Below are 11099 nucleotides of genomic sequence, written 5' to 3' on the forward strand. Positions count from 1 at the left end.
CGTTTTTTGGAGGTGGAAGGAGTGAATGGCGAGCTGTCCCGTTGGGAAAAAGTACTGGGTTCGGCCATCCGGCGGGTGGTTCCTTTTCAACGGCATTGGCGGGTGATTACGGATGCCGGTGACTGGATATGTAAAACGGTTCGCCACCTTCGGCATGTGGAGTGGTGGTTATGTACGGAACGGGAGCTGCGACAACGGGGATTCAAAGCGATGCCGACGGTTCGGTTCGATGGACACATGTGGATGTTCAGTTCCTTTCTCCAAGGACGGACCGTCAGCTACCGCTCGCCCCGGGATGCGCTGTCCACGGCACGGCTCCTCGCTTCCTTTCACCGGGCAGGACAGGGCCTGTTCACTCCTTCGCTTTCCATGCCTTCGTATACTTTGGTTGAACGCGTCGATCAGCGCCTCACCTCATTTGCTTCCCTATTAAAAATGTCTGCCCGTATTCCCGGGGAAACGGCCGCGCTGGTCCGTGACCACGGGGCTTATTTTTACCGACAGGGGCAGGAGGCGCGACAACGGTTGGCCCTGCTTCCTTTTAGGGAACTGGTGCATTGGCATCGGGGACGGCGGTTTCTTGCCCACCGTGATTTGGCCAGCCACAATGTGATAGTGGATTCACATAACCGGCCTTGGCTGATCGACTTTGAGACGGCCGACTACGATTGCCAAGTGGGTGATGTATGGCAGTTTCTCACACGGATGCTGTCCGAGCAGGAATGGGATTTGCAGTTGGGGCGGGAGGCCATTCGGACTTACGAGTCGATTCGGCCTTTATCTTCCGTCGAGAGACACATTTTAACGGAATTATTGGCGATTCCCAATGAGTTCTATCGGGAGTCCCTGGGGGTGATTCAGCAGAAGAAGGGGTATCACGCGAAAAAGTCCCTTCCCTACCTGGGGAGAATCGTTCGGGCAATTCCCAAGTGGCAAGCTTTCCTGGGCGAGATCAGGCGGACAGCTTGGTAGTTGGATTGCTCATGTGGTATCATGGGAGTTGATCTCATGAGCCTTTTTTGTAGGTGTAGGGGAGGCGCTGGATATGAAGGTTGGTTTGGCCCAGATCCGTCCCAAATTGGGACGGGTGGATGAAAACCTGCGGCTGCACCAAGAGTTGATCCGCCGTGCCACTTCGGAGCAGGTGGATCTTTTGGTTTTTCCTGAATTGAGCGTGACCGGATATCAATTGCAGGATTTGACCTTGGATGTCGGCCGTCCGGTAACGGATGAACATATACAAACCTTGCTGCGTGAAAGCGAGGAGATGGATCTCGTTTTCGGCTTTGTGGAAGAAAGCGAGGACCACATATTCTACAATGCTGCTCTGTATGCCAGCGGCGGCGAAGTGCAGTATCTTCATCGCAAGGTGTATCTCCCGACCTACGGGATGTTCGATGAAGGGCGCTATTTTGGTCGGGGAAACAGCATTCGGAGCTTCCAGACGCGCTTCGGGCGGACAGGGATACTGATCTGCGAGGACGTATGGCATCCCTCCACATCGTATCTGATGGCGCAAGATGGGGCAAAGGTACTGATCGTCGTCTCCAATGCCCCGGTCAAAGGTGTACCTGCTGCCGATCACGGCAACAAGAAGGTCTGGTACGACATCCTGACCAACATTGCTGTGCTGCACGGCATGTATGTGGTGTATGTAAACCGGGTCGGCACGGAAGACGGGGTTTCTTTCTTCGGCGGCTCCACGGTTATCGATCCCTTCGGGTGGGTACAGGACGAGGCGCCGCTGTTTGAGGAAACGCTTCTGACAGTAGACCTGGATTTAGAGAAAGTGCGCCGGGCCCGATATCAAAATCCTGTCTTACGGGATGAAGACCTGGACTTAACCGTGCGGGAATTGAACCGGATTCGGGAGAAGCGGCGGGGAGGTGACAGCCGATGACCGCGGTGCACGAAATGCTGGAGAAAGCCCCGTATTTGCGGGTGGATGAAGAGGTCATCGTCCGTTTGTTGACGACAGCACTAAAAGAAGAGGTGGAGAAGGCGGGTATTGAGCACGTCGTGATCGGTTTATCCGGCGGCTTGGACTCTGCATTGGCCCTGTATCTTTGTGTGGAGGCTTTCGGCAAGGATCGGGTATTGGCTGTGCGGATGCCTTACAAAACCAGCAGTGCTTCCAGCTTGGAAGATGCACAAGCGGCGATTGACGACACCGGAGTGGAATCCCTGACGGTAGAGATTACGCCGCAGGTAGATGCTTATTTTGAACGGTTTCCGGATGCCTCCCCCTTGCGCCGGGGAAATAAGATGGCCAGGGAACGGATGAGCATTTTGTATGATCTATCTGCTGCACGGCGTGCTTTGGTGATCGGGACCAGCAATAAAAGCGAGCTGTTGTTGGGATACGGAACCCAGTTCGGTGATTTGGGCTCGGCAGTCAATCCCCTGGGTGATTTGTACAAAACCCAGGTACGGCAGTTGGCTGCTTATATGAAGGTGCCCGAGTCCATTATTGCCAAACCCCCGAGCGCCGATCTGTGGGAAGATCAGACGGATGAAAAGGAGTTGGGCTTCACCTATTTCGATGTGGACCGGCTGCTATACTTCTTGGTAGATCAGCGGTATGACCGGGACAAATGCATCGCACAAGGTTTTGATCCCGAGTTTGTCGATGGCGTTGCCCGGCGGATTCAAATCAATCAATACAAACGCCGGACGCCGGTGATTCTGAAAACGAGCAGCCGTACGGTCGGGATTGACTTTAGGTATTTGCGGGATTGGGGACTGTAATGATAGAAGGATCGTGAGGTGAAAGAACATGGCAGGCCATTCCAAATGGAAAAACATCCAACATCGCAAAGGTCGGCAAGACGCTTTGCGGGGAAAAATCTTTGCCAAACTTTCCCGGGAAATCACGGTGGCGGCACGGGAAGGCGGCGGTGATCCGGAACACAATCAACGGCTGCGTCTGGCTATTACCAAAGCCCGCTCCCAAAATATGCCCAATGACAACATCGAACGGGCCATCAAAAAAGGGACCGGGGAAACCGGCGGTCAGGCGTATGAAGCGGTCACCTATGAAGGGTACGGCCCCGGCGGCGTCGCTGTGATGGTGGATGCCTTGACAGACAACCGGAACCGGACCGCCGCCGATATGCGGCATATCTTTTCCAAACGGGGCGGCAACATGGGGGAGAGCGGCTGTGTCGCCTGGATGTTTGACCGCAAAGGATTGCTCCGGATCGATCGGGACAACACCATTCTGGAAGAAGATGACATCATGATGCTAGCCCTGGAAGCGGGGGCGGAGGACTTCGAGGCAACGGAAGACGCCTATGAAATCATCACCACCCCGGAAACCTTTGAAGAGGTAAAAAATGCGCTGGAAGAGGAAGGCTTGAAATTCTCCACCGCTGAAGTCACCATGGTTCCCCAGAATACGGTTAAACTGACCGGTGACCAAGTCGGCAAGATGATGGAACTGATTGATGCGCTGGAGGATCACGACGACGTGCAAAATGTCCATTCTAACTTCGACTTTGACGAAGCGGAAGTGAAACAGTAAAAAATGCTAGGAAAATAAGCAAACACCGGGCTCTTGCAAGGTCCGGTGGTTTTTGTATTTATAAATAGCGAGCGGGAAAACCCAGCCCTTTGGGGTTGATATGAAAGCGAGCGTCGAACAAGGGAGGGTGTAAACCCTTTCGTTAGTACGACAAGTTTTTGGTATCTTTAAGATATGAGCGAAGACTGGTTAAACTACTCGTACCTTGAGAACCGAATCATAGGGGGGCAGGAGGAATCCGTCCTGCCGTAAAATGCTGTTGAGTAGCCGATGGAGGCTCAGCATTTCTTAGGCTCGGACGGAGCCTTCGGGAGAGGGTAGCGGGTTGTCGCACCCAATGATCCGAGAAGCCCACGGCGCCCGTAGGAAGTGCCCTTGGGGTGCTTTAGCCGTGTGGAGCAAGTCACAAAGGGCCTTTCGTAAACGATTGGGTTACTTTTTGTTTAAGATGCGCATAGGAACATGCGGATCACTAGGCTAAAGTGCTGAGGTCTACATCATAAAAACCTCCGTTTGATGATCACCTTTGCTTCCAACAGAAGGAGGCGGGTAAATTTTTTTACCCGCCTCCCCTTTTAACCGATACATCTCTCTAATTCTCGTTAGCCGGATATTAGCAGATCCAATTCTTTTTTGACCAAGTGTCTACAGATATCAGGCAGGAGTTCACAACCCCCAATTCTTGCTTCTGATAGGCCTTCACACCCAGCCTAGTGCCCGTGCCGCCTGAGCCACGATAAAGGTGACGCCAATGGCGAGACTGGTGGGAATGGCAAAGGCCAGGAAGGTCCATTTGCGGCTTTTTGTTTCTTTATAAATGTTAAGCAGTGTGGTACCGCAAGGAAAGTGTAACAGCGAGAATAGCATGGTGTTCAAAGCGGTAAGCCACGTCCAACCATGGTCAATAAAAATCTGCTTCAGGGAGTGTAAATCCTCCACTTCCGTCATGGCACCCGTGGACAGGTATCCCATGATCAGGATCGGAAGCACGATTTCGTTCGCCGGAAGTCCCAGGATAAAGGCCATCAGGATGAAGCCGTCCAATCCCAGCGCCCGGGCAAAGGGGTCCAGGAAGGCGACAACGTGTTCCAAAACGCTCAGGTGGCCCATCTGGATATTAGCCAGGATCCAGGTGACAAGCCCGGCGGGGGCGGCGATGATCATCGCCCGCTTTAAAGTGAAGAGCGATTTGTCAAGAGATGCCCGCAGGATCGTGTTCCATACTTTCGGCTTTCGGTAAGGGGGCAGCTCCAGGGTGTAATGGGTAGGAACTCCCTTGAGTGCCGTTTTGGACAATACCCAAGATACCGTCAAGGTGACCACGATCCCGAACAGCACCACCCCGATCACGCCGGCTGCCGTTACCAGGGTTTGCATGCCGCCGGTGTAGCCCGCCGCCATAAACAGGGAAGCCATCAGAATCAGCGTCGGCCAGCGGCCGTTACAAGGAACAAAGTTGTTGGTCAGAATGGCCATCATCCGTTCCCGGGGCGACTCGATGATCCGGGTGGACATGATTGCAGCAGCATTGCAACCGAACCCCATGGCCATGGTCAGGGATTGTTTCCCGTGGGCGCCCGCCCGTTTAAACAAGCGATCCATGTTAAAAGCGACCCGCGGCAGATAGCCGAAGTTTTCCAATAAGGCGAACACGGGGAAGAAGATTGCCATCGGAGGCAGCATCACGCTGACCACCCAGGTAAGTCCGCGATACATCCCGAGCACAAGAGCGCCGTGAAGCCAACCGGGGGCGTGTACCGCCTGGAAAGCCATGGTGATGTATCCTTCCAGCCAGGAGAAAAACTCAGCCAGCATCGAAGAGGGGACGTTGGCACCGGCGATGGTGATATAGAAGACGGTACCCAGCATGGCCAGCATAATGGAAAACCCCACAACTTGGAGGTTAGGATGCGGTCCAGTTTTTCGGAGCGCATCAATTTGTCTTTGTCCTGGTATTGGACTACATCACGACAGATGGATTGCGTCGTCCGATAGATGGCTCCCACCATCTCGTCCCGGATGTTTCCGCCGCCGAGGGAACGAGCTTGAGAGGCCAGAGTGTCAAAGGTTTCATGCCCCGCGCCCATGAACGGGCACCTCCTTTCTCTCCAACCACCGTTCTTTTAAAGCTTTCAACAGACTGTCATCACCATCCAGAAGGCGAAGAGCTACCCAGCGGGCTGGCAATTTCTCTCCATATATGGAACGGATGGAGGGCTCCATAGCGGCCACATTCTTTTCGATTTCTTCGTTGTACCGGACTTGCAGCGGACGAGTGATGATTTCACCCCGTACCATTCGCTGAATCGTTTTTTGCAAGTCCTTTAACCCTACGCCGTCGCGTGCCGTTGTAGGCACGACCGGTACCCCCAGTTTGGCAGCCAGGGCGTCCACATCCACCCGAATGCCTTTTCGTTCGGCTTCATCCATCAGGTTGAGGCAGAGGATAACCTTTCCCGTCATCTCCAACACCTGAAGTGCCAGGTTCATATTCCGTTCCAGGGCGGTGGCATCCAACACGACCACGGTCACATCCGGTTTTTCAAAGATGATATAATCCCGGGCCACCTCTTCATCTGCCGAGTTGGAGTAAAGGGAGTAGGTGCCGGGAAGGTCGATCACTGTATACGTATCGCCGTCAAAGTCGTATTCTCCCTCGGCATGGATGACAGTTTTGCCGGGCCAGTTGCCGGTGTGTTGGCGAAGTCCCGTCAACGCGTTGAACAAGGTGCTTTTTCCTGTATTGGGGTTTCCGGCCAAAGCGATGCGGTAATCAGCCATGATGATCCCCTCTCTCTCCGATGATTTCTCCGTAAATTTGAGCACTCTCTTCTTTTCGCAAAGCAATGGTGGTATTGGCTACCAGGAAAGCCATTGGATCACCCAATGGACTTTTTTGCAATACCTTTACTTCTGCTCCGGGGATAAACCCCAAGTCCAGTAATCGGCGGCGCATCGTTCCGTCTAACGAAAGTCGATGAATGCGAAAAAATTGTCCCGGTTTCGCTTCTGCCAAGGGGATGGCAGTAGATTCTCCCATCTGTACTCCCTCCATATTGACAAATCCGATCAAAAAGCTTTGCCCATTCACATGTATTTTTCATAGGGCAATTTATTTTGCTTAAGAGAATGTTTTTTGCCCTAGTGCAAAAATAAGCTAATATCATTTTATGCTCGATTTCAGGATTATGTCAATATATCTTGAGGGTCCTTGCGAAAAAGTGGTAATGGTACGGCTTGTATACCTCTATATGGTGTGAAATTGCTGTAGGATTAGGCATGGAGTCCTGAGGCTGCTGACAAAATTTCTCGAAATGAGCTGAAGAACTCTTTTGCCTGAGCAGCGACTTTTGACGACGAACTCAGCGACAAGAGAGGAGACGAGACAAAAAGCGGCGCATAGCACGACCTGGGAGCTTGCACCAAGGCGTGACGTGTGCCCTGTGGGTGCTTGTACTTTTTGAGTGCCCTCCGCATTGTGCCGCGTCTCGTAGAATCTCTTGGAGCGGACAGTATAACTTTTGCGTCGGAGGAAAGGGAGCAATGGGCAAAAGAGTCGAAGCTAACATAAAGGTTTGTCATCAATCTGGAGTCCTGTAGGGCAAGAGGAGTAAACGGATGAACGGCTTACTCATGAATTGCAACAGCTCATGAAAATTGTCTGGAAGGATAAAAGGTTGTATTCGATGACCCATCGTCTGGATTGTTTTTTATGGAAATAAGGACACAAAACATGGGAAACATCCGAAATATGTAATGGAGGTGATTCCCATGATGACGCTGATCGGATGCCTCTTTCTGTTGGCGGCATATCTGGACTGGCAGAAGGGACAGCGGCTGTCCGCTGTTTGTATGGGGTGGATCAGCCTGATTGCCCTTTTGTTTGGGTAAGCGGTGTTATGAGAAGAACACCGCTTTTTTATTAGGGATTCTCCACCCGTTTCCACTTCAGTCCGGGAAACTCCGCCTTTAACCGCTGATAGGCATCGCCGCTGATGTAACCTCCCTGATGGTCTATATAATTTTGTTCAAACTTAACCACCCGCCAACTCCCGTTTTCTTTGCGGACACGTACTTTGAAATCCCGTTTATCTGCCGGCCGGTGGATCAGGAAGGTCTTATATCGGCCAATCACGCGTTCCGTGGGAGACTCCACGATCAAGATATCTGGATTGGAGTTCCTTGCTTCCCGTCGGGTATCGGAAATGCGCCAGGCGATTTCTTTCAAATCGCTTTTGTTTTGCAACATACCGGAAGCTTCGTTCATGTCTCCGTTCACCCAGACGGATTTGTAGAATCGGATGGCTGCTTGCTCCGCTCCGTCTGTGTCCCGGCCGCACCCGAGGAAGACCAGTAACGTACACAGGCACAAGGAGAAAAGAGAGATTCGTGAGTGGTTCATCGGCACATAACCGCCTTTCCGTTAAGAAAGTTTTGTCCTCTTTCATCATGCTTCCAGAACCAGTTTCTATTCATGACCGGCAATCTTGGTGAAGGGAAAGGGAACGTCAAGAAAGATCCGGCTGATGAGATCCGAGGTACCTCGTAGATCTCTCGGATTTCGAGGCTGCTGACAAAGGTTCTTGACATGAGCTGAAGAACTCTTTTGCCCTAAGAGCTGGAAGAAAAATTCGGCGGCAAAGAAGTAGAACCAGTGTCGAACCGGTTAGGGGAGTTAAAAGACAACCCCATTACGCGTCGGATCTTTGGCCAAAAGAAAACCAGCGTAGATCCCTTACAGATCATGCAAAACGGAGAGAGTGCCCTGTATGACCTGGAAGGATTGAGCCAGCACGAAATCCGCTTGGTGATGGGATATATCACGAACCTGTATCATCAAGCCTGCTCCAAACGGACCAACCAACAGTCCAACCACTATCTGATCGTGGACGAGGCCCATGAGGTGCAATTACCTGTCATGCATCAACAGATCATTCCTAAAGATCGTGCCAGGGGTCTGGTATTGATCCTGATGACGCAGTTTATGGATCAGCTGAAAAAGGAACTGAAAGCGGCCATCACGGAGATTTCCGGCAATATTATCGCCTTCCGATCTGGTAAAGAAACAGCACAAGAAGTGGAAGCCATCACCGGATTTAAGGCAGAGGATATCCGGAAACTATCGGACCTTCATTGTAGTGTATACACGGACGATGAGGATGGGGATCCGGTCCGCTTCTTTGTCCGGACAGAACCACCCTACATCCTAGATCACCAAGGGTAGCCCACCTATTACGGCGACGACAAACCGAAGCGGGATCGAGCGAAAGAAAAAGCATATGCCGAGGCTTTGGAGGAGCTATCGGCTCGCGATTGTAAAACGGCCGAGGAAGCCGAACAGGAAATCCAAGCCTACTTAGAAAGCCTGTGGGAGCACACCAAGGTCATGCGTTATCAGATAGTCAAGCCGGTAAGTGATTCTTGGGATGATTTCGGTAAAGTCTTGCGTGAAATTCAACGGGAAACAAGCGTATTCTGTAAAGAAAAAAACAGCCTTCTTCGGCTGTTGACTTTACAGAATGCATATTCGGTAAAGTTAGTTGGCAATAAAAAAGCGCCGCACGAAGATCACCAAAAGCGGATCGCCCCATACCTTTTCGAGCGATAATCAAGCTGATTATCAACTGGAAAACGTAATATTCCTAGAAAAGCACCCTCGATTCAAAGAGGATTTCAAAACATTTAAAGACATCAAAGAAGAAGTACATAAACAACTGGAGCAGAAATGTATCGACAAAGATCGTTTAATTGAATTAAACGAACAACTGGGTCTACTAAACAATAGATATGGCCACATCGCCGCCCTTGGAGTACGTTTTTTATGCACTCGACAAGACAACACTTGGGACTGGACCTTTCCCCTCTAAAAACGCTGCAATCCCAGTCACGGCAAGGGATCACGGTATTTTTGCATAAAAAATGAATTGGAAACGTAACAGGGAAGATGGTTTGTGAAATGACGAAAAAAACCGCCTAAAACCCTTGTAAGCCACAGGGAATTTTACGTTTAGGGAAATGCGAAGGGGATATGAATTTCCCGGCATACACCCACAATATGCACCTGCATGGTTTTGGTTCCTTGTTCCAAAACAGCCCGTGCTATTTACACGGGCTGGGAAACAGGGTAAGTCATACAAGGAGGTGTAAGTAAACCGACGCTTGGGCGGGGTGACCGTACGGCGACACAGTTAAGCGGAGCTGCGGTTATTTTATTCTTATGCCCCAATAGCCTAAGGAAGGGCATTTATTGCCACATGTAACGATGTAGAGGCATCATTCCGGGATATTGTGGATAAGTTCCGGAATATTGCGGATATGTTACAGGGATGCGTGGATACGGAGGATAGACTCCGGCAGGAGGTTTCTTACATCTACACTTACGGCCACACTTACGTCCACACCCGCAGTCTGAGGTTTTGCTTGACATTTTAGTCCTCCTTTGGGGTAGAAGTCGAACATTAATGTATCCAATGGGTATTTGTTTTGTTACTCAATTACTAACTTTTAGGCACCTAACATGGTTAACATTTTTCGAATTCGGCCCCATTACGTACGATAAATCAAAGGTACCATGTTTTTTCCTAAAACAAGCCCTTCATGAATCTCAAAGGTTCATTTGGAACTGTCAACGGCCCTCAGAATGGCTTTCACAGTTTTCGCTCCACGGGAACCCTTTAGTTCCTTAACGAAGCATCTAAAGTGCGTATCGCACTATAGGGTACAACTAACTAGCACCTTGTAGGGTAGCTAAAATAAAATAACTACTGAAACCCATCTACGGATTGCTTCCCATCCCCTTAATATGGGGATAATTTTTTTTAAAAAAATCATGTAGTGCGTAATTACACCAACTGTGTTTGCTTTCGTACCAGATCATGTTCACGAATATCGGAGGACCACTACATTTGACGATGGTCATGTTCACCATTTTTCTGGTGTTACTGGACCACCCATTCCGTTGCCGGATGGAGGTCACTACCACATCATCGAAGGAGAAACAACGATAAACGGCAAGATCCTCCATACCCATTTCTATAAGGGAGAAGCAAAATAACCCCTGATATAACGGTTCTGTAAAACCTACCCAAATCGTTATCTGAATCCCCCGACCCTACCCTCAAAACTAGTCATGCGGCTAATTTTCACAGTTTAATTAAAGTGAGCCTGTTGCATAAATAATTTCTAAAATCGATAAGAAAAATCCGCCATTCCGTGGTACGATGTAAGCTCTCACCCAAACATCAAACCACGAGGCGGATTGATTTGAGTTTAGCACATAACTTACATAAACACCAACATCCACTGCTGCAATTGTTTCAACAAATTGATTCCATGATGCTTCATGTTCACCAGCCCAGACGTGGTCGTCCGCCCAAATTTTCTGATGCTCAAATTGTCAAATGCATGATCTACTAAGTATTTTACCGAATCAAGAGCTTGCGGGAGTTGGAATGGCGTCTGCGTTACGATTCCCATGCCCGGACTTGGATCGGGCTCTCTGAGGTGCCGGATCATAGCACACTGTCTCGTCGAGTAGCTACCATCGAAAAATCTTCATACGAATTGCTGTTTCATG

10 protein-coding genes and 2 pseudogenes are annotated in these 11099 nt (G+C 50.3%); 8 read left to right on the forward strand and 4 right to left on the reverse strand.

Annotation, left to right across the window (positions count from 1 at the left end; genetic code table 11):
• The first annotated feature begins 21 nt into the window (after positions 1-21).
• The 4 genes from IEW70_RS10270 (at position 22) to IEW70_RS10285 (ending at position 3523) form a co-directional block, all read left to right on the forward strand.
• Positions 22-972 carry a phosphotransferase gene (locus tag IEW70_RS10270; RefSeq protein WP_188647830.1) on the forward strand — a complete coding sequence of 317 codons (951 nt, stop codon included), beginning with the start codon at positions 22-24 and terminating at the stop codon, positions 970-972.
• Between the two features lie 73 nt (positions 973-1045).
• Positions 1046-1900, forward strand: a complete 855-nt coding sequence (locus tag IEW70_RS10275; protein WP_188647831.1) for a nitrilase-related carbon-nitrogen hydrolase — start codon at positions 1046-1048, stop codon at positions 1898-1900.
• Entirely contained in the window at positions 1897-2748 is an 852-nt protein-coding gene (locus tag IEW70_RS10280) for an NAD+ synthase (RefSeq protein WP_229751920.1), read from the forward strand. Before IEW70_RS10275 ends, IEW70_RS10280 begins: the two co-directional genes overlap by 4 nt.
• Before the next feature lie 28 nt (positions 2749-2776).
• Complete coding sequence (locus IEW70_RS10285) at positions 2777-3523, forward strand: YebC/PmpR family DNA-binding transcriptional regulator (RefSeq protein WP_188647832.1); 747 nt, start codon at positions 2777-2779, stop codon at positions 3521-3523.
• Between the two features lie 699 nt (positions 3524-4222).
• On the opposite strand, the pseudogene IEW70_RS10290 reads toward IEW70_RS10285, so the two are convergent.
• The 4 genes and pseudogenes from IEW70_RS10290 to IEW70_RS10305 all read right to left on the reverse strand — a co-directional run bounded on the left by IEW70_RS10290 (position 4223) and on the right by IEW70_RS10305 (position 7925).
• A pseudogene (locus tag IEW70_RS10290) lies at positions 4223-5610 on the reverse strand (nucleoside recognition domain-containing protein).
• Complete coding sequence (locus IEW70_RS10295; RefSeq protein WP_188647834.1) at positions 5594-6304, reverse strand: FeoB small GTPase domain-containing protein; 711 nt, start codon at positions 6302-6304, stop codon at positions 5594-5596. The pseudogene IEW70_RS10290 and the gene IEW70_RS10295 overlap by 17 nt, the downstream one beginning before the upstream one ends.
• Positions 6297-6563, reverse strand: coding sequence for a FeoA family protein (locus IEW70_RS10300; RefSeq protein WP_188647835.1), 267 nt, complete (start codon positions 6561-6563; stop codon positions 6297-6299). The genes IEW70_RS10295 and IEW70_RS10300 overlap by 8 nt, the downstream gene beginning before the upstream one ends.
• An 882-nt stretch (positions 6564-7445) precedes the next feature.
• Positions 7446-7925, reverse strand: coding sequence for a hypothetical protein (locus tag IEW70_RS10305; protein WP_188647836.1), 480 nt, complete (start codon positions 7923-7925; stop codon positions 7446-7448).
• Positions 7926-8177: 252 nt separating this feature from the next.
• On the opposite strand from IEW70_RS10305, the gene IEW70_RS10310 reads away from it, so the two are divergent.
• From IEW70_RS10310 to IEW70_RS18525, 4 genes and pseudogenes are all read left to right on the forward strand, one after another.
• Positions 8178-8747 carry a type IV secretory system conjugative DNA transfer family protein gene (locus IEW70_RS10310; protein WP_188647837.1) on the forward strand — a complete coding sequence of 190 codons (570 nt, stop codon included), beginning with the start codon at positions 8178-8180 and terminating at the stop codon, positions 8745-8747.
• A 66-nt stretch (positions 8748-8813) separates the two neighbouring features.
• Entirely contained in the window at positions 8814-9131 is a 318-nt protein-coding gene (locus IEW70_RS10315) for a hypothetical protein (RefSeq protein WP_188647838.1), read from the forward strand.
• Between the two features lie 1245 nt (positions 9132-10376).
• On the forward strand, positions 10377-10577 hold the full coding sequence (locus tag IEW70_RS10320; protein WP_229751921.1) for a YmaF family protein: 201 nt from the start codon (positions 10377-10379) through the stop codon (positions 10575-10577).
• A 374-nt stretch (positions 10578-10951) separates the two neighbouring features.
• Positions 10952-11099: pseudogene (locus IEW70_RS18525) on the forward strand (ISNCY-like element ISAcar1 family transposase); the annotation flags it as partial.

The sequence above is a fragment of the Marinithermofilum abyssi genome, assembly GCF_014641195.1.
GTDB classification, from domain to species: Bacteria; Bacillota; Bacilli; order Thermoactinomycetales; family DSM-45169; genus Marinithermofilum; species Marinithermofilum abyssi.

What these genes read in the sequence shown, in the direction of transcription:
- IEW70_RS10275 (WP_188647831.1), top strand. Translation starts at nt 1,046, where the DNA reads ATGAAGGTTGGTTTGGCCCAGATCCGTCCCAAATTGGGACGGGTGGAT.
- IEW70_RS10280 (WP_229751920.1), top strand. Translation starts at nt 1,897, where the DNA reads ATGACCGCGGTGCACGAAATGCTGGAGAAAGCCCCGTATTTGCGGGTG.
- IEW70_RS10285 (WP_188647832.1), top strand. Translation starts at nt 2,777, where the DNA reads ATGGCAGGCCATTCCAAATGGAAAAACATCCAACATCGCAAAGGTCGG.
- IEW70_RS10295 (WP_188647834.1), bottom strand. Translation starts at nt 6,304, where the DNA reads ATGGCTGATTACCGCATCGCTTTGGCCGGAAACCCCAATACAGGAAAA.
- IEW70_RS10300 (WP_188647835.1), bottom strand. Translation starts at nt 6,563, where the DNA reads ATGGGAGAATCTACTGCCATCCCCTTGGCAGAAGCGAAACCGGGACAA.
- IEW70_RS10305 (WP_188647836.1), bottom strand. Translation starts at nt 7,925, where the DNA reads ATGAACCACTCACGAATCTCTCTTTTCTCCTTGTGCCTGTGTACGTTA.